Origin of the sequence: Helicobacter cinaedi PAGU611 (genome assembly GCF_000284635.1) — a bacterium.
GTDB lineage: Bacteria > Campylobacterota > Campylobacteria > Campylobacterales > Helicobacteraceae > Helicobacter_C > Helicobacter_C cinaedi.
Genome location: NC_017761.1, coordinates 113,877 through 139,917, shown reverse-complemented (window position 1 = coordinate 139,917; position 26,041 = coordinate 113,877). Strand labels below are relative to the sequence as shown.

Below are 26,041 nucleotides of genomic sequence, written 5' to 3'. Positions count from 1 at the left end.
TCTTATGCTTTTTAACTAGTCCTAAGATTCTGTGTTTGCATTGTGAGTTGTGGCAAGTCTAGCTAAACTTGCTAAAAACACACTTGCACTTTCACTTCGCAAAATAAGTGTATCATTTAAAGTTATAATTTTTGCAAATCTCTGCCTTTCCCTTTGGCTAAAGCCCCCTTCAGCCCCAACCATTACACGCACACTTGCTTTTTCTAAGCCTTTAGAATCTTGCTTAAAAGGATTGTGTTGCCCTATGTCCTCCCCGCCAAAATCAAAAGCATAAAAAGGTGCGTATCGCTCACATACGCAATCAAGGTCTTTTAGCACTTCTAATGTCATTAAATCTGTCCTACCACATTGTTGGCAAGAAGAGATAAGAATCTTTTGCATTCTCTGCAAGTTAAGGCTAAATTGCCGTTGTGAAAACTCCGCATAAAAAAAGCTAATGCGGGGGATTCCAAGCTCGTTTAAAAAAGGCAGGGTTTTTTCTATCACCTTTGGGTCAATAATCGCCCACAGCAAATGCAGGGGGCTAGAATAGCTAGGTTGTGAATCTTGCTCACTTTTCTTTATGAGCAGGGCGGATTTTTTCTTAATCTCAGCAATAGTGTAGGTATAAAGCCTATTATCTTTGAGATTCCGCATTTTGATAACAGAATCCACCCCCAAACGCCTAGCTTTAATAAGATAGGTAAAATCATCATTACTAATCTCTACTTGAAAATCCCCAGCATTTGGCTGATACAAAAACTGCATACACTAGCTCACAAAATAAAACAGCACAGCAAAAAAGGCTAAATCTAGCATATAGAGCATTTTAGCAAATCTCACATAGCTTTGCATCGCCTCTAAGTTTGTGCGTCTTGCTACTTTTAAAATCCGTATGCGGTAAATCTCGCCCACAAGCACAAACACACAAAATGTTATCATCGCAATAATTTCTAAGCTCAAGCTCAAACTCCCAAATACCCAAATATTTATACCGCTTAACACGCTTACTGAGAGCAAAAAGAAAATAATAGGTGCAATAAACCAAATCTTTTTATTCATTCTCACAAGATTCTTTGAGCCAAAAAACAGCACCAAAAGATTTAACACAAAAGGCAGGGCAAAAAACGCCGCAAATATTTTATGATAGAGCATAAGGCTCATATAGGTATCTTGCAAAATGCTAGAATCAAACTCCTGCATATTCTCTCCTTTATTCTTTAAACTTGTTTGTCTTGGACTTGTTTAAATTCCTTGGATTAACTTTAATAGTTTATTATCACTAAAAATTTTTAACCTAAAGTTTCAAAGGATATTTCATCAAATCTCAAGCTGTTGTATTACTCAATATGGGCGCACCGAGCAGTCTATTTGAAGTGGAGAGTTTTTTAAAAAATATGTTTAATGATCCGCTCATTTTAGGCATTCAAAATAACTTTGGGCGTAAAATGTTGGCTAGTTTCATCACTCACAAACGCCTAGAAGATACAAAAAAAAATTATCAAGCTATCGGTGGTAAATCCCCTCTGCTAGAACACACCGCAAATCTTGTAAAAACGCTCAATGCCCTAGATTCTAAACGACTTTATACTTTTGCTATGCGTTACACCCCACCTTTTGCCTATGGCGTTTTAGATGAGCTAAAACGCCAAAATATACAATCTTTGGTGCTTTTTAGTCTGTATCCGCAGTTTTGCACCGCAACCATTCACTCTTCTTTGCTTGATGCTAAAAATGCTTTACAATCCCTAAATTTTAGCCCAAAGCTCCTTGAAGTCTCACATTATCACACGCACCCTTCATATATTGCCTGTATTGTGGAAAAAATCAAACAAGCCCTAAAGGGTGAAGATTCTAAGGATTTTGTGCTTTTACTCTCTGCCCATTCCCTGCCACAATCTCGCATAGAACAAGGTGATCCTTATCAAAAGCAATGTGAAGAAAACAAAGCTGCCCTAGAATCTGCCCTGCAACAACAAGGCATTATATTTAAAAAAATCGCCCTTAGCTACCAGTCTAAAGTCGGCAAAATGAAGTGGCTAGAGCCTAGCACAAAAGATGCTATTACGCATTTTAAAAATGAAAAGCTTATTATCTTTCCGCTTTCTTTCACGCTTGATAATTCCGAAACAGACTATGAGCTTAAGATTCTCTATGCCAATCACGCACAGAATCTAGGCATAAAAGATTATCGTGTGTGTGATTGCTTTAATGCTGATGTAAGCTTTGCTAACACCATTATTGAAATCATACAAGGAGCGAGTGATGAAAAAAACTAGATTCTCTATACTCTGTGGATTCATTTGTGTATTTACTCTTTTGGGTTGCAGTGATGATAATGAAGTCAAAATCTCACAGGGCAATAATGCTGCTGCCATAGAACACGCTGAAAGCCTTGATAAACAAAGCTATGCGGGGCTAGAAGATATATTTTTAGACACAAAAAACATCTCCACACAAGAAGATAAAACTACGCTTTTAATCTTTGGGAAAAATAACTGCATATATTGCGATAAGATTAAAGATGATATAAAAGCAAATAGCGAGATAAAAAGCCATTTAAAAAGCCATTTTATCCCCTATTACATTAATGTCAGCTACACCAAAATCCATAACCTAAATTTTATAGATTCTAAAAAGGAGTTAAGCACCACTGCCCTTATGGAATCTTATGTCAAATCTCCTATGCGTCCTACACCTACACTTATATTTTTGAATCCTAAGGGAGAGAGTATTTTTGAATTGCCCGGCTATATGAATGCAGATTCTATATTAAAAATCCTGCAATATATGCAAAGCAAACAATGGCAGGATAAGGACCAAACGCAAGTGGCAAGTGAGATAAATAAGATTCTATAAATTCCAAGATTTTATTACATATAAGGAGCAAATATGCAACTTCTTAAAACACTTTTTTGTTCTATGAAAATGGTTTTATTACTTATCGCTTTATACGCCACTGCTTGTGGTATTGCAACCTTTATTGAAAAGTTTGATGGCACACTTGCGGCGCGATTTTGGGTATATGATGCTTTTTGGTTTGAGATTTTACATCTTTGGCTTGCTCTTTGCCTTATTGGCTGTTTTATCACTTCAAAAGCGTGGCAGAGAAAGAAATACGCTTCACTGCTTTTACACAGCTCATTTATTGTCATCATCATAGGAGCTGGTATCACACGGTATTATGGATTTGAGGGACTTATGAGTTTGCGAGAAGGGGAGAGTGCTAATACTATCACTACAAACACACATTACATCTTTATACAAGTGAAAAATCCCCAAGGCGAAGTAGAGCATATTAGAATCCCAACCTACATTGATGATAAGATTAACCGCCCCATTAAGCAAACCTTTAGCTTTTTTGATAAACCTTTAGAAATTACCACAGGCAGTCTAAGCAGGGAAGATTCCCCTATGGGACGCTATGTTTTACAAGCCGATATTAAGTTTTTAGATAAAGATTTTGAAACGCTTATCCTGCGTGATGGGGATAGCACCCCTAGCAAAGAAAGCATTACCTTGCTACGCGAAGATGACTATACCATTCTCCTTGCGTGGGGGACAGATGCTATTGCCCTGCCTTTTTCACTTAAGCTTACAAGCTTTGAGCTTGAGCGTTATCCGGGCTCAAGCTCCCCAGCTTCCTATGCTTCACAAGTAGAAGTGCTTGAAAAAGACAAACCGCCATTCCCATTTAGAATCTTTATGAATAATATCCTTGATTATGGTGGCTATCGCTTTTTCCAAAGCTCCTATCACCCAGATGAAAAAGGCTCTATTCTATCGGTGAATAACGACCCGGGCAAAACGCCCACTTACATAGGCTATACAATGCTTATCCTTGGCGTTTTATGGCTGCTTTTTGATAAAAATGGACGCTTTTTAAGCCTAGGGAGATTCTTAAAAACACAGCAATTTTTATCGATTGCCCTATTTTGTGCCTTTAGCTTTTTTACTTTGCCAACGCACACTTATGCCCTGCCTAATGCTTCAAATGCTGATGAGATAGCAACACAAGATTCTAGCCTAGATTCTAGCTTTACTCCCAAACAAGCCCAAAATGAGAATCTACAAGACATTCCTACGATGATACGATCGCTCAAAAATGCTTCAAATCTAGCAAAGCAGTTTGACAAGATTCTAGTCCAAGATTTTGGCGGACGCACAAAGCCCATTCACACTCTAGCTGATGAATATATCCATAAACTCACGCAAAAAAGCACATTTTTAGATTTAAATCCTACGCAAATTTTCTTAGGTATGATTTTCTATCCACAAGAGTGGCAAACTATCCAAATGATAGCGACCAAATCGCCTAAGCTTAGGCAGATTCTAGGGCTAGATGAAAATCAAAAATATATTGCTTATATTGATGTCTTTAGTCCAAAGGGGCAGTATATCCTCCAAAACTATGTAGAAGCAGCAAATCTTAAAAACCCCGCCTTGCGTGATACATTTGAAAAAGATGTCATCAGTGTAGATGAGAAAATTAACTATGCGTTTTTAATCTATACTGGTCAGGTGCTTAGAATATTCCCTGATAGCAAAACCCCAAACAATCAATGGCTCTACCCACTTGAAGCCATTAGCTCGGCTGTGGCAGAAGGCAATATGCAAAAGGCTAAGGCTCTTATGCAGGTGTATAAAGGCTTTGCAGAGGGTATGCAAATGGGGCTAGATTCTAATAATTGGCAAGAAGCTCATAAAGCCCTAGAAGAGATTGATAGAATCCAAAAAGAAAATGGCGGAGCAACGCTTATTAGCGATGCGAAAATAGATTCTGAAATTTGGCTAAACACTTACAATCCCTTTCATCAGCTCACATATCCCTATTTAATCCTTAGCATTGTGCTGTTTTTCATCGTGCTGTATTCCATTCTTAAAAATGCTCCGCTCAAACCTAGAGTGCATAAAATCTTTTATACACTTTTATTCCTGCTTTTTGTGTTACATACTTGTGGCTTGGCATTGCGGTGGTATGTGAGCGAGCACGCTCCGTGGAGTAATGCTTATGAATCTATGCTCTATATTGCGTGGGCGGCGATTACTTCGGGTGTGGTGTTTTTTAGGCATTCTAATCTGGCTTTGAGTGCGTCTAGCTTTATGGCTGGAATCACGCTTTTTGTGGCTCATCTTGGCTTTATGGATCCACAAATTGGCAATCTCGTGCCGGTTTTAAAATCCTATTGGCTTAATATCCACGTCTCTGTTATCACTGCAAGTTATGGATTCTTAGGATTATGCTTTATGCTAGGGCTTATTACGCTATTTATGTTTGTGTTAAGGAGTGATAAATTTACGCAGAAAAACAACACCAAAGAACGCATTGATAGCTCTATTTTATCGCTAAGTGCTTTAAATGAAATGGCAATGATTTTAGGGCTATTTTTACTCACTGTGGGGAATTTCCTAGGGGGTATTTGGGCTAATGAATCGTGGGGGCGATATTGGGGCTGGGATTCTAAAGAGACTTGGGCGTTAATCAGCATTGGCGTGTATGCGATTATTTTGCACTTAAGATTTGTGGTAAAAACAAATCTGCCCTTTGTCTTTGCGAGTAGCTCTGTGGTTGGATTCTTCTCTGTGTTAATGACTTATTTTGGGGTGAATTTCTATCTCACTGGAATGCATAGCTATGCTGCAGGAGAGGCTATGCCTGTGCCATTGTGGGTAAAGATTATGGTGGTTGGAATCTTTGTGTTTATCCTTGTGGCAAGTAGAAATAGAAAGCTTGAAATGCCAAAGATATAAACACGGAGCTTAAAGATTCTACTTTGGATTATTCACAAAGCAAAAGCTTATCAAATTCATTGTAGAATCCGCACTTTGTAAATTATGTCTTAGGAGGTGTGTATGAAAAAAATTGTCCTTTGGATTTTGGGGATTATCCTAGCTTTATTTGTGCTTATTTTTTGTGTGCTTTTCACACCACCGGGCAATGCTTTGCTTAAGCCTATTATTCAAGGGCAGATTGATAAATACGCACCTATCAAACTTGAGCTTGAAACTTTCTCGCTTGGAATCTCAAGTGTTGAGCTTAAAATCGCACATAACGATACTATCATCATCACACTTGGTGGGGATTTTTCACTCTTTTCTCAAACGCTTGATTTAGCCCTCAAAGTTGATGCACGAGATATTGCCGTGCTAGGTGAACTTGTAGATACACCGCTGCAAGGCTCATTTGTGATTAATACAACGGCAAAAGGATCACTCAAACATCTTGAAGTCAATACTACAAGTGATATTGCAAAGTCTTTTACTGATATTCGCGTTACCTTGCAGGATTTTACACCTACGGCCATTTTGGCAAACATTAAAGACGCACAGATTAAAGAATTTCTTGCAATGGCTGGGATAAAGCCTTACGCGAGTGGCTCACTTAGCCTTGAAGCGGACATTAAAGGCGATCAAAATATGAACTTTAATGGCAATACCTTGTTGCAAATCGCTCAAGGCTTGGTGGATAGCACACTGATTAAAAAAGATTTTGATATAGATGTGCCAAAGACGACTTTTGTAACTACACTTAATGCCCTTTTTGATATGGATAAACTTAATCACGACTTTAGCTTCAATGGCAATATTGGCAATATCCACTCAAGCGGACAAACGCTCCTTAAAACCCTTAGCACAAATACAAGCTATGCAGTAGATTTGAGCGATTTATCCGCTTTTACACCACTTGTGGGTATGCCTATACGCGGGAGTTTTAATACAAAGGGCGAAGTGAAAGGTGGAATGGAATCTTTAGAGATTAAAGGTAGCTCAAACATCGCAAGTTCAAACACAAGCTATGAAGCCCTGCTAAAAAACCTAGCCCCAGATACTATTAAAGCACAAGTGAGTAATTTAAAGCTTGATACATTGCTTTGGATGATTTATATGCCACGATATGCAGATATGAGATTAAATCTCAACGCGGTTGTAAGTGAGCTTGATAAAGGTATAAGCACAAAGACAGATCTTACGCTTACAGGCACAACAAATAATGCGGTGATGAAAAAGGAATTTGACCTTGATATGCCAAATACGAAATTCAATCTCACTTCAGGCGTGGTGCTAAAACAAGGCATAGGCGAGGCAAACTCAAAGCTAGATTCAGATATTGCCAATCTTAATCTTGCTAAAACCCAAATCAACCTTAAAGATTCTAGCTTTGTTATCCCCTATGTTGCCACCATCCCAAATCTTAAAAAGCTTAAATTCCTTACGGGTATGGAACTCGCAGGGGATTTTAAAGCTCAAGGCACAGCAAAGCTTAAAGACACGCTTTATGCGGACTTTAGCACACAATCCCTTGGTGGAAGCATTGATGCAAAGCTTGATAATAATAAACTTTTTGCCTCGCTCAAAGATGTCAATACACTCAAGCTTTTTAGTATTGCTCAACTTAAGCCGGTGTTTAGCTCAAGTATGAATGGGGATTTTAACTATGACACGCTTACGGAAAAAGGCACACTCAAAGCGGTTTTAAGCAATGGTAAGCTTATGCCAAATGAAATTACACAACTCGCAGAAAAATACCTTAAAACGGATATTACAAAAGAAGCATACGAAGATGCCGGACTTAATGCCACCATTGACAAAAAGCTTATTACCACAGACATTGGGCTAAAAAGCAGTAATACCGCTATTTACGCACAGGAAGCGAGTATTGATACAGAAAAGGGCAAGATTAATGCAGATATAAAATTCCAAATCAAAGATAAATACATTTATCTTAAAGCAAGGGATAATCTCGCCTCGCCAAGTCTTAGCATTGATGCGAGTGATTTGATTAAAGCTGAAGCGAGTAAGGCTCTAAGCAAGGGAGCAGAACAAGCCATAGATAAATATATAAAAGATGATAAGATAAAAGAGGGTGCAGGAAAGCTTTTAAATAATCTTTTCAAATAAGATTCTAAGGGGGCAAACTTAAAAGTGATAACCACACAAATGGGACAATAAGATGAAGTATAAGCGATTTTTCAAGGCTTTTATGTCTGCTTTTCTTATCTCTTTTACTATAAGTTGTATGTATTTTCTTTTTCAAAAAATACATACCACCTAAATGCCAAAAACCGATAAAAGAGCCTAAATAAATTACGGAATATCTTTTGCTTTTTTACTTTAGATTCTCTATAAAAGGCTAAAGTATGCAAAGTGGATATTACAACACCACCGGCGGTATGGTAACGCAATTCAATAGGCTTGATCTCATCTCAAATAACCTTGCTAATCTCAACACCACAGGATTCAAACGCGATGATGTGGTCATTGGCGATTATTTGCGATTGTTTGAAACACACAAAGAACAACTCCCTATTGAAGATCACACACGCAAAGCCGCTAAGTTTCTTAACCGCACGATGAATCGTGTGCCAATTATCAGTGAAGAATATACCGATAGAAGTGTAGGCAGCCTAGCCCAAACGGACAATCCGCTTGATTTTGCCCTGCAAAGGGATAATGCCTTTTTTGTGATTAAAACACCCGATGGTATCCGCTACACACGCGATGGTAACTTTAATATAGACAATGATGGACACTTAGTCAATAAAGATGGACACCTTGTGCTAAGTCGTGATGGGCTAGATTCACAAGAAGGTATTATTATCCCCACAGGAATGTACTTAGAGAGCGACAACAATGGCAATCTCTATTTGCGAAATATCAATAATGACGCTATTGCGGAGCAAATCAACATCGGGGCATTAGCCGTTGTGGGCTTTGAAAATCCGCGTTATCTTAAAAAAGCTGGCAAAAATCTTTATGAATATCCACAAGATAGACTAGATGAACGCGATATTATGCAAAATAGTGCTATGATTGCACAAGGATTTTTAGAAAAAAGCAATGTCAATGCTGTGCTGGAGATGAGTTCTCTCATAGAGACAAATCGCCTTGTAGATATGTATTCTAAAGTAATGAAAAGCCATATGGACGATCTTAATACCGAAGCTATTACAAAACTTGCTGTGCGTGCTTAGATTCTAAAAATATATTTTCACACCACCTAGGAGTGTATATGCCAGATTCTCACGCATCAAAAGAGTTGCTAAATTGTTTTGAATACATCAAACGCTATCACACTGATATGCTAGATTCTATCGCGGTTATGCTTGAGCTTTTTTGGCTGAAACGCCACTCTGCCTCATTTATAGAATCTCTTATCCTTCTTACTAATAAACGCAAACCCATTTATGAATCTTTCTCTCAAGCCCTGCAAGAAGCCTTTGGAGCAGAGCTTTACACCCCTCTTAATCCAAATGCGAATCTTCTAAAGATTCTCAAAGTCATTCATACACAAACCATCACAAATAGCGTTATTGAAGAGTTTTTACATATCATTACGCAAAAAAAGACAACCCACAAACTTTTTTCCTACTCTACACCACTAGAAATTAATGAACTGCTTGTAGGAATCTTAGATATTAAAGAGACAGAGAGCGTGTATAATCCCTGCTATGGTATGGGGAGCTTGTTTTTTGCCATTTGCAATCACGCTAAGAATGTAGAACTTTATGGCGAGGAGCTAGAATCTACCTTGGCAAAAATCGCTAAAATTACTTGCAAGATTCTAAATCTTAGCTCCCAACATCTTGTGTTGAATAATATTCTCACAAATGCACAATTTAAACATCACAAGTTTGATAAAATCATTTGCAATCCCCCTCTTGATAGCCACATAGGCACACAATTTCTCAAAGAAGATGAACGCTTTTCTTCTTATGAAACACTCATTAAAACCTACCCAGAATTGCTTTTCCTTATCCACTCCCTTTCTCATCTCAAAGATAAAGGTGTGTTTATTCTCCGCACACAAACCTTGCTTAAGTCCTCGCTTGAAGGGCGTTTGCGTGAAAAGCTTTGTGAAGATAGGCTGATTGAAGCCATAATTGAGCTGCCCAAAAATATCTTTCCCCACCAAGCACACGATTTTTCAATCATTGTGCTTTCACAAAATAATGATTCTATTTTGCATATCAATGCCAACACGCCGCATTTCTACCGCAAAGATGGCAAGTATAACCGCCTTATCAATCTTAGCTCACTCCTTGCCCTTTATAAGCACAAAGCTACAAGTGAGCATTCTACTCTAACGCCCCTAAAGCAGATTAATCCACACGATTTAAGCGTGGGATATTATCTGCATAAGCCAAAGCAAGAAGTGGCAGATAGCTTATATCTTAAAGACTTGCAAGTAAGCATTTTCCGCGGACAGCGTGTCTATGGCAGTCCAAAAGATGAAAAAATCACCTTTTTTGATTTGGGTGTAGCAGATTTTGCGGAGTTTGGATTTTGCGATGAGTTTTCCACTCAACGCTTTAAGGGCGATAAAACTAAGATTAAAAAATATGCTTTAAAGCCCTATGATATAGCTATTTCTTTGCGTGGCAATACGCCAAAATTTACCATTCTTAGCCCTGAAGCTAAAAGGCACATTATCGTGGCAAATGCAGGCATAGTCGTGCTTCGCTCCCCAAACACGGATATTGCCATAGGGATTTATTGCTATCTTTTTTCGCATAAAGGGCAAAAGGCTCTAGGTAACATTGATGAGCGACTTGGTGTGCTTAACCCAAATGATTTAGAGAATCTCCCCATTCCGCGTAATTTCACACAAAATAGTCAAAAGACTTTTGCTAAGATTCAAGACTACGCCTTGCAATTAAGGGAGATAGAATCTCAACTCCAAAAGCTAAGGGACTAAATGCGGATTCTACACTCCGGGCTTAAAAATGTAAGCTATGGTAAAAATGTCAAGGTTGTTAACCCTAGCAATTTGTATGACTGCACACTAGAAGATGATGTGTTTGTTGGACCATTTTGTGAGATTCAAAGCCAAGTTAAAATCGGCAGGAGAACGCGGATTCAATCGCATAGCTTTATTTGCTCACTTGTAGAGATAGGGCAGGATTGCTTTATAGGGCACGGGGTAATGTTTATAAATGACAGATTTACTGAAGGCTTCCCCGCTCAAAGCAAAGATTTGTGGGAAGGCACACGCATTGGCAATAATGTCAGCATTGGCTCAAATGCCACGATTTTACCTGTAAATATTTGTGATAATGTGGTAATTGGGGCAGGAGCAGTTGTTACACGCTCTATTACACAAAGTGGAATCTATGCGGGCAATCCCGCCTCCTTACTCCGCAAACTCCCACAAGAAAATACAGCAAAAGGACAAAATAATGAATCTTAATAATGCCCTGCCCCAACATATCGCCATTATAATGGACGGCAATGGGCGTTGGGCAAAACAGCAGGGCAAAAAACGCACGCAAGGACATAAAGAGGGTGCAAAAGTTGTGCAGGAAATCACGCAATGGTGTGCCAACCAAAAGATTCCATTTCTCACACTCTATGCCTTTTCCACAGAGAATTGGAAGCGTCCAAAAATGGAGATAGACTATCTTATGAAGCTTTTAGAAAAATATCTTAAAGAAGAAAGGACAACTTATATCAAAAACAATATTAGATTCCGCGTCATTGGCGACATTGACGCCTTTAGTACGCCACTTAAAAATGCCATTTTTGAGTTAGAGCATTTAACGCAAAATCACACAAATTTAACGCAGATTCTAGCTCTAAACTATGGCTCACATAATGAAATTGCCCGCACCTTTCTTAAACTTGCCAACTCCCAAGCTCAAAGGCTAAGTAAGCTTACCACACAGGAAGTTACAGAGCTTATTAATGCCAACCTTGATACCGCCACACTGCCCAATGTAGATATGCTTATCCGCACAGGTGGGGAAAAAAGAATCTCAAACTTTTTACTTTGGCAGGCAAGTTACGCCGAGCTATTTTTCACCCCTACACTTTGGCCAGACTTCACCGCTAATGAGCTAGATTCTCTTTTGAGCGAGTTTAGTCAAAGACAAAGGCGTTTTGGCGGATTGTAAGTGGATTATAAAGATTCTAAAAGAAAAACTCAAAAATCGTAAAACTTTATGCTTTATTTGTAAAAAAGTGCTAAAAATTGCTTTTCACATTGACATTCTCCCAAAGGATCTCCTATGGATTTACAAACTCTCAAAGCAGCCTACCCAAAAGCCCTTCCCTATCACATCGGCGGTAAAGTTACCACGCAACCACGCAAACGCTTACGCTCCATTGATGAGCTAGGGCTTGCCTACACGCCCGGTGTTGCTGTGCCTTGTAAGCAAATAGAAGCCGAGCCTTTAAGTGCGTATGATTACACATCAAAAAGCAATCTTGTAGCTGTTATTAGTAATGGCACGGCGGTGCTTGGGCTTGGTGATATAGGGGCAATGGCAAGTAAGCCTGTAATGGAGGGCAAAGCGATTTTGTTTAAAACTTTTGCCGGAGTTGATGCCTTTGATATTGAAGTGAATGAAAAAGATGTGGATAAGTTTGTGAGCGTTGTCAAGGCAATCTCCCCTACTTTTGGGGGCATTAACCTTGAAGATATTAAGGCTCCAGAATGCTTTGAGATTGAAAAGCGTTTGATTGAAGAGCTTGATATTCCTGTAATGCACGATGATCAGCACGGCACAGCAATCATCTCAACCGCAGCGATTATTAATGCTTTACACTTGGTAAATAAGAAGGTAGAAGAGATTAAAGTCGTTGTCTTTGGTGCAGGGGCAGCGGCAGTGGCTTGTGCTAAGATGTATAAAGCCCTTGGGGTTAAGAATCTTGTGATGTTTGATTCTAAAGGGGCGATTACAGAGGATAGGACTGATTTAAATGCGTTAAAAAGGGAGTTTGCTTGTAAGGGACATTATAACTCTTATAGAGATGCACTCAATGGTGCAGATGTGATGCTTGGGCTATCAAAAGGGGATTTATTAAAGGCAGAAGACATTATGGGAATGAATGAATCTCCACTTATCTTTGCTCTAAGCAACCCCACACCCGAGATTATGCCAGAAGTTGTGAAAAAAGCAAGACCTGATGCGATTGTTGCCACCGGACGCAGTGATTTTCCAAACCAAATCAATAATGTGCTAGGTTTCCCTTATATTTTTAAAGGTGCGTTAAAAGTGAGGGCAAGCAAGATTAATGAAGAGATGAAATTTGCCGCTGCTAGAGCGATAGCAAATCTTGCACGAGAGCCAATCACGCAAAAACTTGAAGAACTTTTAAAGCAAAAAGTGAGCTTTGGCAAGGAATACATAATCCCCTCAGCCTTTGATGAGCGACTTGATGAAGTAGTAAGCAAAGCCGTAGCAGATGCGGCAATCTCAAGTGGTGTGGCAAGAATCTAAATGCTCTTCAACTCCTATCTTTTTATCTTTTGCTTTTTGCCTATTGTTTGGGTTGTGTTTCATATCCTAAAGGCATTAAGCATAAGACAAGCAGAACAAGAATATATAGAATCTAAACAAGTAGATTCTAGGCAAATGCTTAAGCAAACACAATCTCATTACTTAGATTCTAAGAGTTTAGAATCTAAAGGGCAAGATTCTCATTGCAAATCTAAAAAGCTAGAATCTAAAGAATTAAAATCCAAAACATTAGAATCTAAAGAGATAAAGTTTTAAAGCCATAGATTCTAGCACACAAGCCTCTAAAAGATTAGCTCCACACACTATATGAATCTTGCTAAAGGCTTTTTGGTTGTAGCTAAGTTTATTTTTCTATGCGTATTGGAAGCTTATTTATCTCCCCATATTACTTGGCTCAATACTTGTGAATTATTTTTTAGCCAAAGGTATTTTAAAAAGTTTATATGTGAGAGAGCAAATAAGTGTAGATTTTAACGGGGGGGGGGGGGATAAGTTAAATTCTCTTTCTCACAACTTTACTTTCTTTGGTTTATTTTCTTTTTGCACCTTTTCTCCTAAAACATTTTTAACCCTTGGCATTATCTTTAATCTTTGCTTACTTGGTATATTTAAATATACTGACTTTTTCTTAGAAAATTTTAATCTTTTTACGCAACTTTTACATTTAGACTTTGCTATTCCATTGCCTCATATTCTTTTGCCTTTAGCCTTATCATTTGTAACCTTTCAACAAATTGCGTTTTTAGTGGATTGTTATAAGCAAAGTAAAGAGAGGGAAGAATTTAAAGACTTAGAATCTAATGTAAAAAACAATAGAGAATCTCAGCATTCTCTAACGCAAACTACTTTATCTACAACCACCGCAAAAGAAAAAAGGTTTATCCCCTCTCCGCTCCCCTTAGCCCAAAAAAGCAAAGCGACCGCTTTTCTTTTTTGCAATCAAGGGGAGAGCCTCGCCATTTCCGCTTCTAGCATAAAATCGGCGGGGGACACTACTGCCCCCTTTGAATCCGATTTTATGCACCACGAAGCGGACGAGAGCAGGAATACACGCAAAGTGTGCAACATTGATTGTATGGATTTTGCTAATGCAAAATATCAAAAGACAATGCTAGATTCTAGTAAAGCTGAATCTTTTAAAGAAATTCCACATATCAATTTTTTAGACTATTGCCTATTTATCACATTTTTTCCACAACTCATCGCTGGACCTATTGTGCATCATAAAGAAATGATGCCACAATTTTATGCGATGAATAGAGGGGATTCGGTCTTGGGTGGGCAATGCGACAGTGTTGCGGATTTTCGCAAAGGCACGAACGCCAAGTTCGCTAACCTTTGCAAAAATCCGCAAAGCTCCCACAGCCCCACCGCAATTCCTAGAATCCTTGAAGAAGAAAAACAAGTGCGAAAAGTAGATTCTAAGATTCCACAAAGTCTAGAATCTAAACAACTTACAGGCGGAAGTATTTGCGATGAAAAAGCAGGGTTGTGCAGTGGTTGGCAAGGAGATAAGACTAGGAGTCTATTGACGCAGCAAACCACAAACTCCCTGCTTTTTCGCACAAAGACAACGCCTAGCATAATAAATTGGGGATACATCGCTAAAGGACTCTTCATCTTTTCCATTGGCTTATTTAAAAAAGTAGTCATTGCAGATAGCTTTGCAAAGTGGGCGAATGCTGGATTTAGTGCAGTGGAGAGTGGGAGCATTCTCAATCTTTTTGAATCTTGGGCTACAAGCTTAAGCTATACCTTTCAGCTCTATTTTGATTTTAGTGGCTATTGTGATATGGCGATAGGCTTGGGGTTGCTTTTTGGCATTGTGTTACCTATCAATTTTAATTCGCCCTATAAGGCATTAAATATCGCTACATTTTGGAGAAAGTGGCATATCACTTTGGGGAGATTCTTAAAAGAGTATTTATATATTCCATTAGGGGGTAATCAAAATCTAGCTCATAAACAAAGCAGATTCTATACCACTATAAACAATCTCCTTACACTTAGAAATCTTTTTATCGTGGCATTTTTAAGCGGAATCTGGCACGGATCTGGCTGGGGCTTTGTGATATGGGGGAGTTTGCACGGGTTGGCAATGGTGGTGCATAGAATCTATATGCTCTTATACAAGAGATTAGATTCTAAAGTAAAAGATTGTGCTTGTAGTGATAAAGCAGGGCGTTTGGATTCTAAGAATGTATATACACGCTTTATGAAAACTAGAATCTATGCGGTGCTGTGCTGGTTTATTACCTTTAATTTTGTCAATATTGCTTGGGTATTTTTTCGTGCTGAAAATCTGCAAGGGGCGGTGAATCTGTTAAAGGGAATGTTTGGTGGGGAGGTGGTGCTGCCTATTGTGGTGGAAAATATATTAATAAAGCTTAAGTTCCTACCTTTTATTTCTCAAATAAGTAATAGTTTCATAAGTTTTGATATATGGGCAAATGCCATTACTGATAGCTCCTATGAAGTGTGGGGGTGTATTCTAGGAGCTTTTATTGTGTGTTTGGGCTTTAGGAATGGGGTGGAGTGGCTCAATCGTTTTAAGCCAAATTGGTTTTATGTGGTGTGGTTTTGGATAATTTTTGCACTTTCAATCAATGCTCTCAATAATGTCTCCGAATTTTTATATTTTAATTTTTAGGAGACAAACAATGAGCTATAAACGATACTGCCTATACGCATTACTGATTACAATTTTATTTCCTTGCAATGCTTTATTTAATTATGTATTTAATCCTTATGAAATTTTTACCCATCAATTTGCACCAAAAAGCATACATCATGTGCAACGATATGAAAAAATTGAATACCTAAAAACACATTATAATGACTTTAATGCCTATCTTATCGGTAGCTCACGCATAGGCCTCATAGAGCCAAAAGTAGCAGAATCCTACTTGCCAGATTCTAAATTTTACAATGCTTGGTTTTCAAGTGCTAATCCACTTGATGCGGAAATCTTCTTGCAATATCTCATAGAAAAAGACTATCCTATCAAATACGCTATTATTCAAATTGGGCTAGACCACGCCGCAAATATCATTGATTACCGCACAGCAAACGATATGCAACGCACTTGGCATTATGAGATAACGCATAAAAGTGTAAATGAATTTTATGCTTCATATCTTTTTAATTTTCTTCCAAGAGCTGTTTATGATAAATTTAAAGTCATTTTAGACTATGACGAACTGCCTCAATTTGAAGACATACACACAGGCATTTGGGGCTACACCATACGCGAAAAACAAAGAAAGCAGAATCCACAAGCCTATGTCGCAAATGAGCCAAGCTTCCATAAGCCTCCTGTAAGACCACAAGATTCTATAAACAAACGCTCACTTATCCTACTAAAACAAACGCTCCACAATATAAACGCCCTATGTGCAAAACATCATATTATTTGCATTATCTACACAGCCCCTATGCACCATAGCACTATTAAACTTTTTTCTCCACAAGTAAGAGATTCTATCCTTTTACTAATGGCGGAGAGCTTCCCTAATGGATTTTGGCATTTTGGCTATCTTAATAGCATAACTACAAATGACTACAATTACTACGAAGAAACTCACCATATCCCTGATATTGACATATTGAGCTTAAATAGGATTTTTCAGCGGAATGCAGATTCTATACCAAAGGATTTTGGCATATTTATTACAAAGGATAATCTCAAGCAGTCTCTAAAAACTATGCACGAGATAGAATCTCGCTTCAGCAGATAGCTCACACGCACCTACTCCTCCAAGATGATAAACTTTTCCCTATCCTTGCTTTTTGTGTTTTTGTGATTTTGCCTAAAATCTGCCACAGAATCTTTGATTATCGCATTTTTCTCGCTCAACACGCCTTGTGTGGCATTATTCAAAAACTCCAAAGCATAATCCTTCTTAGCAAGGCGTGCTGTGCTTGAACTCACTTTTGGAATATAGGTTTGCAGCTCCTTTACTCGCTTTGCAACATCTTCAAAATACGCCTGTGCCATTTTATCCCGCTCCCTGTCCTTTTCCCAGCTAAAGCCCTTATTATAGGACTTTATTACCTCATACCAATTCCCCCTCCGCACCTTGTGCCAATAGCCTAGCTCCTCTAACGCGGTTTGTGAAGCAAACTCATCATCTCGCATAAGCAGCTCTCCTACCATATTCCGCATAAATGCAGAATCCTTTTGCTTATGCTTTTTGATAATGCCCGGGATATGCGCGTGGTAGATTCCCGCTGATGGGTCAGCAAAATTTACCCTATATTCCCCCGCACAAGATTCCTTCCACGCAATAGCCGCCATTGTGTAGCCAAAGCCACTTTTTGCACCATATTTGAATGCCTTTAAAATCACTTGCTTTTGATTTTTATTAAACTTCTTAGGTTCAACGCATTTACCCTCTATCTTATGCAATGGCAAAGCACTCATCTCACCCAAAAAAACGCATAAACAAAACATACAAAACCAAACTTTTCTCACAAAATCTCCCTTATTTTCACACTTCTTTTCACAAAATTTGCCACTTTTAAATCACTTTTTAATAACAATGCCGTTACAATCACGCAATCATATCTAAAAAAGGAATATCCTTGAAATCACATTTGCCCTTGCTTATTGAGATTCTTACCGAAGAGCTTCCCGCACTGCCTTTGCTAAAAGAGCTACCACATATTATTCAAAAATGGCAGAGTATCGCCAAAAAGCACAATGTCAGCTCTACTCCTACATTGTATTATACGCCTAGACGCCTTGTGCTGTATGAAGAGGGCTTTTTAGCTCACACGCCAGATTCTCTTATAGAATCTTATGGTCCCCCTTTAAGCATTGCCTACATTGATGGGGATAAAACGAAGGGCTTAAGCAAAGCCGGAGAGAGCTTTTATAAAAAAAATAATCTCCCTTTAGAGCAAGAGCTTGAAACAAGAATAAAAGATAATAAAGAAGTGCTGTATTATGCTATTACGCAAAAGGGTGTGGAAACTTCTAGCCTTTTAGAATCTATGGTGGTAGAGTGGCTTCATTCATTGCAATTTGGCAAAAGTATGTTTTGGGGCGATGTGGAGCAAGGCTTTATCCGCCCTGTGAGAAATATCCTTATTTTACTAGGGGAGCAAAGCATTTGCGTGAATGCCTTTAATCGCCACTTTGGCAAACAAGCACAGACTTTTGTGCATAGAGATGTGAGCTTTGAGCCTTTTAAAATCACTTCCATAGAGCAGTATTTTGATACATTACAGAAAAATTTTGTCATTCTTAGCCAAGATAAACGCAAAGAGCTAATCCTTAGCCAAATCGCCGAGCTTGAATCAGCTCACAAGATTCAGGTTGAAATTGACACAGATTTGCTAAATGAGATTGTAGCTATTACAGAATATCCGCAAGCGGCGTATGGGAGCTTTGATTCTAGCTTCCTTGCCTTGCCTAGTGAAGTTATCATTACTTCTATGAAAGAAAATCAACGCTACTTTGCGACTTATAAAGATTCTGTGCTTCATAATGGCTTTGTGCTTGTGTCTAACTCCACGGCTAAAGATTTAAGCCCCATCGTGCAGGGTAATCAAAAGGTACTCAAAGCACGACTTGCTGATGCGATGTTTTTCTATGAAAATGACTTGAAAAAGGGCTTTACACCCGAGCTTTTAGAGCAGATTGTTTTTGTAGAAAATCTAGGCTCTTTGCTTGATAAATCTAAGCGAGAATCTGCCCTAGCTAACGCCCTTTTAGAATCTTTTGCCCCTGCTTTAGATTCAATAGATATGCCTAAAGATGAAGCAAGGCAGATTCTCACCCAAGCCACGAAATATGCTAAGGCGGATTTGCTTACCGAAATGGTGTATGAATTTACCGAGTTGCAGGGTGTTATGGGCTATTACTATGCAAAAAATTTTTGCTTTCACCCGCTTGTTGCCCTTGCTATTAAGGAGCAATACCTGCCCACAGGTGAAGATTCTGCCCTGCCTAGCCATATTCTAAGTGCGATTTTAGCCCTAAGCATTAAGCTTGATAATATTTTTGCCCTTTTTAGTATTGACAAGATTCCAAGTGGCTCAAAAGACCCCTTTGCCCTAAGACGCGCGGCAAATGGTGTGATAAAAATCATTAACCATTATGACTTAGACTTTGACTTACTTAGCGATATGCCAAGGCTTTATCAAGCAGGTGGCTATAAGATAAGTGATATGAAACGCATAGAGCAGTTTTTCATTGAACGCTTAGAGGGGGCTTTGAAAATCAATCTTTCAATTATCCGCAGTGTGCTAAAGGCGCGTGTGAATAACAAAAGGGTGCTAAACCTTAAAAACATTATCCGCAATGCCAAGGCGTTAAATGCGTTTTTTGAAAAAAGCGATAAACAAGCCTTAGTCAGCCTATTTAGGCGTGTGGCAAATATTTTAAGCGATGAGATTAAGCCCACACATATTGATGAATCGCTGCTTAAGCTGCCGCAAGAAATCGCTCTTTTCCAAGCCCTAAAATCGCTTAAATCCCAAGCACTTACTGCAGATGTAGATTCTCAAATTACCGCACTTTTTAGTTTAAAAGAACCCTTAGAGGCGTTTTTTAACTCCGTGCTTGTCAATGATGAAAACAACGCCATTAAAACCAATCGGCAAATGCTTGTCTTTAGTGTGCATAGCGAGTTTCTCCGCATAGGTGATATGAGAGAAATTACATTGTGAAACATTTTTATTCCATTTTTTTACTTGAAGCAAAGAGTATTTTTACTTCAGTATCGGCAATGCTGATTATTTTTGGTGGATCACTCTTTTATCTTTTTCTCTACCCTACGCCTTATTATAATGATGTCGTGGCAAAGCAGAAAATCGCCATTATTGATTATGATAGCTCCACTTCATCGCGAGAGCTTATCACTTTTTTTAGAGCCTCACCGCATTTGGAGGTGGTGGAGATTTTAGATAATCCCAGCCTTGCTCAAGAGATGATAGAATCTAATCAAATCTATGGACTTATCACCATACCGCATAATTTTGAAAAGCACCTCTATCAGCAGATTCCACCCACTTTGTCTATTATGGCAAATGCGTCATATTTACTGATTTATGGCTCTATTGCTAATGCGGCTGCTGATGTGATAAGTGCGTTTAATGCTAGTCTTACAATCAAAATAGAAGAACACGAGATTCTATCCCCACGCCTTATTCCACTTTTTAACACATCAATGGGCTATATTAACTACACTCTAGCTCCCGTGCTTATTTTTATCCTACACCAAACGCTTATAGCAGGAGCTGGAATCATCGGTGGAACGCAAAATCAGCAGTATAATCAAGGGGTGAGAAACTACTACGCAAGTGCCAATCCGCTTCTCATCGTGCTATCAAAGATTTTTGTATTTTTCTGTATTTATGTTGTGCTTTTTGCGTTTTATTTTGGCTTTGCGTATGAATTTTATGGCGTGCATATCAATGCACACATTCTTGATTTTTGGCTTTTTAGCATAGGTTTTATTTTATCCACTGCCGCATTTGGTGTGTTTTTTGGCACACTTTTACCTAAACGCGCCTACTCAACGCAAATCATTATGTTAGCCTCAATGCCGATTGTCTTTTTGCTAGGATTTATATGGCCCAAAGCCCAGATTGCCCCTTGGGCGAGTGATATTATCGCTTTTCTCCCAGCCTATCACGGCATTAATGGACTTTTAGAACTCAATCAAATGGGTGCGAGTTTTAGTAGTATTTGGGGATATTTTTTAAATCTGCTCTTTTTGTGTTTATTGTATATTAGTGCGAGCGTATGGGTGATTTGGAATAAACACAGATGAATCTTAATCTATTTAATGTAGAATCTTGTTTTTTAATATTAGGAGGCACAAATGTGTGGCATACTTGGCAGCATTCCCTGCACGAATGAAACTGATTTTTTAAAGGCTTTACATACCCTTGAACATAGAGGACCTGATGATTTTGGTATCCTAAGCGATACAAATATAACACTTGGGCATAGGCGACTTTCTATCATTGATCTAAGCTCAAACGCACATCAGCCAATGAGCTTTAAAAACTCTACTGGGGGGGGGGCAATATAGTATTGTCTTTAATGGCGAGATTTATAACTATATTGAAATACGACAGGAATTAAAGGCTAAAGGCTATGTGTTTCACACAGATTCTGATACAGAAGTTGTTTTGGCAAGTTTCGCAGAATGGGGTGAAAAATGTCTCCACAAATTCAATGGTATGTGGGCATTTGCTATTTGGAATCATACAAAACAACAGCTTTTTCTTGCCCGTGATCGTTTTGGAAAAAAGCCACTCTTTTATAGTTTTATTAAAGATGATAATGGCGGAGAAAAACTCGTTTTTGCTTCTGAGATGAAGGCAATCTATCCTTTTTTACAAGAAGTCAAACCATCAAAGAAGTTTCACACCCTTAGCAATATCACACATATCTTTGACTACGAGCATACAAGCGATACGCTAATTGATGGAATCTATCGCTTCCCTTATGCACATTATGCCTTTTACTCACGCGGGGATAAACAGATTAAGCCTATCCGCTACTACACAATCCTTGATTATCTCACAACGCCTTTGTCTAGCTATGAAGAGAGTGTGGAAAAATTTAGGGCATTGTTTTTAGATTCTGTTAAACTGCGAATGCGTTCAGATGTGAGTATAGGCACAGCTTTAAGCGGTGGGCTAGATTCTAGTGCAACAATTTGTGCTATGGCATATTTGGGGAAAAATGATGTAAGAAAAGATTGGCAACACGCAGTTGTAGCTTGTTTTAAAGATACACCCCTTGATGAAAGTGGGTATGCAAAAATGGTCGTAGATCATATTGGTATCAAGGGCGATTTTGTGGAAATTGAGCCACTCAAGCATTGGGATAAAATCTATGAATATTTTTATTTGTTTGAATATCTTTATATCACAAGCCCTGTGCCTATGATTGCAGCCTATGGGGTAATTAAACAAAAGGGAGTGAGCGTTACACTTGATGGTCACGGAGCAGATGAGCTTTTTAGCGGGTATGGACATTTGATTGAAGCACTTTGGGATAGCAAATTTAATCCAGCAATCGCTTTTGATGTTTTAACAACACTCAATCAAACAAGAATGCCTGCAAGCTCGGCATTTGCACTTGGAAAAGAAGCCTTTATATATTATGTCAAAAAGACAATTAAGCACCTTATCAAATACAAAATGCCAACTTCACAAGATTCAAATCATCAAAACTTCAAAAAGCTGGATTACTTTAGCCAACAGCTTTATCTTATCTTTAGTGAAACCATTCTGCCAACGCTCTTACGAAATTATGATAGATATTCTATGATTAATAGCGTTGAAATTCGTATGCCTTTTATGGATCATAGGCTTGTTGAGTTTATATTTAGTCTGCCATTCTCTTATAAACTTGGCAAAGGCTATACAAAAAAACTCATACGAGATGCACTTTGTCCTTTTATGCCTCCTGAAGTCGTATGGAGAAAAAGCAAAATTGGATTTAACTCACCTATTATTCAATGGATTCAAAGAGATATGGCTCAAGGTGGGCTTAAGGAGTGGTTTTTAGACACAACTGATAGAAGATGCAGTAGAAATTCAAAATACACTGAAATATATCATTCAATCACAAAAAGATACTCTCAATCTTGGGGAGCAACTATGGTGTAAAATTAACCCATATTTATGGCATAAGAGCCTAAATCACGCAGTAAGCTTCTAGAACAAAGAGCTGACACAACCTTTTTAGGTTTGTGTCCAGCAAATTTAAACCTACTGCATTTGGGCGGCGACTTCAGCGGCAAAATCCTCTACTTTTTTCTCAATGCCTTCACCCAACTCAAAGCGGACATATTCCACAATCTCTATGCTGTCATTTAGCTCTTGAGATTTAGAATCTAGCACTTGAGCAATGGTCTTTTTATCGTCCATTACATAAAACTGCCCCAAAAGCGTTATTCTTTGATCAAGCAAGGTGCTATCAGCGATAAATCGCTCCATTTGCCCGGGTAAAATCTTATCCCAAATCTGCTCTGGCTTACCTTGAGCTTTTAAATCTTCACGCAATTGCGCTTCTTTAGCCTTCAGCACAGATTCATTTAATTCACTGCGACTAATGTATTCTGGAATCTTATGCAGTGGTTTGCCAAGCCGTTGTAGCTCTTCATTCTCTTTTTTCAATTCAGCGATAATGGCAACCTTTTCTTTTTGGATAAATTCACTATCAAGCTCTGTATAGCTTAGCACTTGAGGCTTCATCGCTGCTGCGTGCATACAAATACTTTTAGCGAGTTCCACACAGGCATTTTTTGAAGAATCTTTGCCATATTTCATAGCAATCAGCACACCCACACGCCCATTAGAATGCACATAGCCATTCACAATGCCACTGCCCTTTGCTTCTAGCGTGGTAACACGCCTAACAACGATATTTTCGCCAATCTTAGCGATATTTTGCTGGAGATACTCTTCAAACTTCACGCCCTCAACGCTCATACTTTGCAAACTCTGTGTACAAGAAAGTGTGTTCTCATACACCACCTTTGCCGTCCTATCCACAAGCTCTTTAAATGTATCGTTTTTAGCCACAAAGTCAGTTTCAGAATTTATCTCAATCATACTTGCTTTGCTAAAATCACTTGCTACTTCCACATTCACAACGCCTTCACTAGCCACTCTATCTGCTTTTTTAGCCGCTTTTGACAAGCCTTTTTCACGCAGATATTCTACGGCTTTTTGTAAATCGCCATTGGTCTCCACAAGTGCCTTTTTGCAATCCATCATTCCCGCGTCAGTCATCTCGCGGAGTTGCTTTACAAGCTGTGCTGGAATATCTGCCATTTTACGCCTCCTCTTGTGTGCTATTTTCTTCAGCTTTCACTTCATCAAGCAGTTCTTGCTTTTCAGATTCAGTTGCTGAAATCACCTCGCCTTGCTCATCTTGCAAGTCTTTGTTTTCAGCCCTGCCCTCTAAAATCGCCTCGCTTATCTCTTTGCAGAAAAGCTGGATTGAGCGAATTGCATCATCATTGCCCGGGATTGGATAATCCACCATATCAGGGTCGCAGTTTGTGTCAAGCGGTGCAACAACGGGAATCCCAAGCCTTCTAGCTTCTGCCACAGCGATTTTTTCCTTCGCCGCATCAATGACAAAAATCATATCCGGAGCTTTTTTCATATGACGCACACCGCCTAGATATTTATCAAGCTTTTCTTTCTTGCGTTGGAGCATTAGCTTTTCTTTCTTAGTCAGCAAATCAATCTGCCCACTAGATTCCATCTCTTCAATAATCTCTAGCTTGCGGACTGATTTTTTAATCGTGCTAAAGTTTGTAAGCATACCGCCAAGCCAACGATAATTCACATAGGGTGCATTCACAGATTCAGCATAAGCTTTTAGCGTTTCACTTGCCTGCTTTTTTGTGCCTACAAACATAATCACCTTGCCTTCACTCGCGACTTCTTTGACAATGTTGTAAGTGTAGCGGAAATAACGCAAAGTCTTTTGCAAGTCAATAATGTGGATATTTTTTCTCACGCCAAAGATAAAGCGTTTCATCTTTGGATTCCAGCGGCGTGTTTGATGTCCAAAATGCACACCGCACTCAAGCAAATCTTTCATTGTTACCATAGGTTCTCCTTAAAGTTTTGGTTTGTCCTCCATACCCCTTAGCAAGATTCTCACAATCTGCAGAATCCAGCAACCCTAACAAGGATTGGTATGTGTGAATTTTGTCGCCTTATTTTAAAACAATTTTAAAAGTAAAAGCACACAAAAGGGCGAGATTGTAACTCTTTTTGGCTAAAAGTTGGCTTATTTTGTAGCTTAAATCCGCGACACCACAATTTAAGCTTTATGCAAAATATGTAAATACTCAGTAGTTTTACTCTGCTTTTGCTGACGCATAGAATCTGCTTTAAAGCGTTGGTAATCCTGCTTGACACAAGCATACCGCCCATATTTTTTCATAAGCTTTTCTATTTTTTCTAAACTCAAAAGTCCCTCATCGTTGTAGCTTACAAATATCCATTCAAATTGTGCATTTTGAAGCAAAAAATCAAGTGCATTCTCCACACAACTCTTTTTGCACCACGCTGATTTTTTGTATTCCCTAAGTCCTGTTTTGCCCTTTGGTATAAAGTCATCATACAACGCAATGGTATTAAGCAAATGATAGTTCGCTCCATATTCCCTAGCGTTATAAGGCGGATCAAGATAGAGTATATCGCCACTAATTTGCGTGATAAGATTTTGAGAATCTTCATTAAAAACCTTATGGCTATTGTGGCCAGATTCAAACACTGCAGGGCTTAGCACAAGCTCTTTTGTCGCACTTTTTTTAAGGCATTTTAAAAACGCCCCATACACACAAGCTGTGTTTGCCACGCTATCGGCAGATTCTAGCAGTGAAGCAAGGAGAAAATAAAACTCCGCCTCATTGATAAACCCACTTTGTCGCCACGCAGCAATTCTCTCCCTTATCCCATCAATTTTCATCGCATTTTCATCGCTAAAATACTGCCTCCCACTCCCGCTACCAAGGGCATAATGTGTGAAAATCTTTCCCTTTTTTAAGGGCGTGTTATTGAGTGTTTTTAATAGCTCATCTGCACGGATAATGGGAGTGTAATTGGTAATATAATTTTGATTTAGCACAAAGCTATAATACTCTTTATCATTGCTTATCACTTGCTTGACTTTAAGTTTAAAAGCCTTGCTCACAGCCCCTGTGCCTGCAAATAAATCGCAAAAAATAGAATCCTGCAAAGATTTAGCATTATGCTTTTTGAGCGTAGATTCTATATTTTGTTGCAAAAATGGCAGTAGCTTAAACTTTGAGCCGATGTAGTTCATT

22 protein-coding genes are annotated in these 26,041 nt (G+C 38.7%); 16 read left to right on the top strand and 6 right to left on the bottom strand.

From position 1 onward, the window contains the following. Positions 1 to 21 precede the first annotated feature (21 nt). On the bottom strand, positions 22 to 747 hold the full coding sequence (locus tag HCN_RS00625) for a 16S rRNA (uracil(1498)-N(3))-methyltransferase (protein ID WP_014666238.1): 726 nt from the start codon (positions 745 to 747) through the stop codon (positions 22 to 24). A 3-nt stretch (positions 748 to 750) separates the two neighbouring features. After that, a complete protein-coding gene (locus tag HCN_RS00620) occupies positions 751 to 1,182 on the bottom strand; it encodes a hypothetical protein (RefSeq protein WP_002956196.1) in 432 nt (143 codons plus the stop codon). A gap of 146 nt (positions 1,183 to 1,328) precedes the next feature. Here HCN_RS00620 and hemH point away from each other — a divergent pair, with 146 nt between their 5' ends. The 12 genes from hemH to HCN_RS00560 all read left to right on the top strand — a co-directional run bounded on the left by hemH (position 1,329) and on the right by HCN_RS00560 (position 16,957). Beyond that, positions 1,329 to 2,258, top strand: a complete 930-nt coding sequence (gene hemH, locus HCN_RS00615) for a ferrochelatase (RefSeq protein ID WP_014666237.1) — start codon at positions 1,329 to 1,331, stop codon at positions 2,256 to 2,258. Beyond that, positions 2,245 to 2,838 (top strand): SoxW family protein, encoded by a 594-nt coding sequence (locus HCN_RS00610; protein ID WP_014666236.1) that lies wholly within the window; start codon positions 2,245 to 2,247, stop codon positions 2,836 to 2,838. The genes hemH and HCN_RS00610 overlap by 14 nt, the downstream gene beginning before the upstream one ends. A gap of 33 nt (positions 2,839 to 2,871) precedes the next feature. Continuing rightward, entirely contained in the window at positions 2,872 to 5,730 is a 2,859-nt protein-coding gene (ccsA, locus tag HCN_RS00605) for a cytochrome c biogenesis protein CcsA (RefSeq protein ID WP_014666235.1), read from the top strand. A gap of 102 nt (positions 5,731 to 5,832) precedes the next feature. After that, positions 5,833 to 7,878 (top strand): hypothetical protein, encoded by a 2,046-nt coding sequence (locus HCN_RS00600; RefSeq protein ID WP_014666234.1) that lies wholly within the window; start codon positions 5,833 to 5,835, stop codon positions 7,876 to 7,878. 239 nt (positions 7,879 to 8,117) lie between these two features. After that, positions 8,118 to 8,951: a flagellar hook-basal body protein gene (locus HCN_RS00595; protein WP_014666233.1), complete on the top strand. Its 834-nt coding sequence runs from the start codon at positions 8,118 to 8,120 to the stop codon at positions 8,949 to 8,951. 38 nt (positions 8,952 to 8,989) lie between these two features. After that, complete coding sequence (locus HCN_RS00590) at positions 8,990 to 10,675, top strand: N-6 DNA methylase (protein ID WP_014666232.1); 1,686 nt, start codon at positions 8,990 to 8,992, stop codon at positions 10,673 to 10,675. Further along, the gene (locus tag HCN_RS00585) at positions 10,676 to 11,167 is read left to right on the top strand and encodes an acyltransferase (protein ID WP_002956187.1); all 492 of its coding nucleotides are present in this window, start codon (positions 10,676 to 10,678) and stop codon (positions 11,165 to 11,167) included. After that, entirely contained in the window at positions 11,157 to 11,870 is a 714-nt protein-coding gene (locus HCN_RS00580) for a di-trans,poly-cis-decaprenylcistransferase (RefSeq protein WP_014666231.1), read from the top strand. Before HCN_RS00585 ends, HCN_RS00580 begins: the two co-directional genes overlap by 11 nt. A gap of 114 nt (positions 11,871 to 11,984) precedes the next feature. Beyond that, complete coding sequence (locus HCN_RS00575; RefSeq protein WP_014666230.1) at positions 11,985 to 13,199, top strand: malic enzyme-like NAD(P)-binding protein; 1,215 nt, start codon at positions 11,985 to 11,987, stop codon at positions 13,197 to 13,199. Next, positions 13,200 to 13,475: a hypothetical protein gene (locus HCN_RS11815; RefSeq protein WP_232501870.1), complete on the top strand. Its 276-nt coding sequence runs from the start codon at positions 13,200 to 13,202 to the stop codon at positions 13,473 to 13,475. Between the two features lie 148 nt (positions 13,476 to 13,623). After that, the gene (locus HCN_RS00565; protein WP_014666228.1) at positions 13,624 to 15,870 is read left to right on the top strand and encodes an MBOAT family O-acyltransferase; all 2,247 of its coding nucleotides are present in this window, start codon (positions 13,624 to 13,626) and stop codon (positions 15,868 to 15,870) included. 10 nt (positions 15,871 to 15,880) lie between these two features. Further along, complete coding sequence (locus HCN_RS00560; RefSeq protein ID WP_014666227.1) at positions 15,881 to 16,957, top strand: hypothetical protein; 1,077 nt, start codon at positions 15,881 to 15,883, stop codon at positions 16,955 to 16,957. Positions 16,958 to 16,968: 11 nt separating this feature from the next. Here the strand turns inward: HCN_RS00560 and HCN_RS00555 are convergent, their stop codons facing one another. Next, the gene (locus HCN_RS00555) at positions 16,969 to 17,694 is read right to left on the bottom strand and encodes a hypothetical protein (protein WP_002956183.1); all 726 of its coding nucleotides are present in this window, start codon (positions 17,692 to 17,694) and stop codon (positions 16,969 to 16,971) included. A 110-nt stretch (positions 17,695 to 17,804) separates the two neighbouring features. Here HCN_RS00555 and glyS point away from each other — a divergent pair, with 110 nt between their 5' ends. From glyS to asnB, 4 genes are read left to right on the top strand one after another with little or no spacing between them, the layout of a single operon-like run. Then, complete coding sequence (gene glyS, locus HCN_RS00550; protein WP_014666226.1) at positions 17,805 to 19,895, top strand: glycine--tRNA ligase subunit beta; 2,091 nt, start codon at positions 17,805 to 17,807, stop codon at positions 19,893 to 19,895. Then, entirely contained in the window at positions 19,892 to 21,001 is a 1,110-nt protein-coding gene (locus HCN_RS00545; RefSeq protein WP_014666225.1) for an ABC transporter permease, read from the top strand. The genes glyS and HCN_RS00545 overlap by 4 nt, the downstream gene beginning before the upstream one ends. A 51-nt stretch (positions 21,002 to 21,052) precedes the next feature. After that, positions 21,053 to 21,265: a hypothetical protein gene (locus HCN_RS12310; protein WP_014666224.1), complete on the top strand. Its 213-nt coding sequence runs from the start codon at positions 21,053 to 21,055 to the stop codon at positions 21,263 to 21,265. Further along, entirely contained in the window at positions 21,246 to 22,856 is a 1,611-nt protein-coding gene (gene asnB, locus HCN_RS00540; RefSeq protein ID WP_110506626.1) for an asparagine synthase (glutamine-hydrolyzing), read from the top strand. The genes HCN_RS12310 and asnB overlap by 20 nt, the downstream gene beginning before the upstream one ends. Before the next feature lie 102 nt (positions 22,857 to 22,958). Here asnB and tsf read toward each other — a convergent pair whose 3' ends face one another. The 3 genes from tsf to HCN_RS00525 all read right to left on the bottom strand — a co-directional run bounded on the left by tsf (position 22,959) and on the right by HCN_RS00525 (position 26,040). Continuing rightward, entirely contained in the window at positions 22,959 to 24,026 is a 1,068-nt protein-coding gene (tsf, locus tag HCN_RS00535) for a translation elongation factor Ts (RefSeq protein WP_014666222.1), read from the bottom strand. A 1-nt stretch (position 24,027) separates the two neighbouring features. Then, positions 24,028 to 24,816, bottom strand: coding sequence for a 30S ribosomal protein S2 (gene rpsB, locus HCN_RS00530; protein WP_014666221.1), 789 nt, complete (start codon positions 24,814 to 24,816; stop codon positions 24,028 to 24,030). Between the two features lie 216 nt (positions 24,817 to 25,032). Next, on the bottom strand, positions 25,033 to 26,040 hold the full coding sequence (locus tag HCN_RS00525) for a DNA adenine methylase (protein WP_014667500.1): 1,008 nt from the start codon (positions 26,038 to 26,040) through the stop codon (positions 25,033 to 25,035). Position 26,041 lies beyond the last annotated feature (1 nt).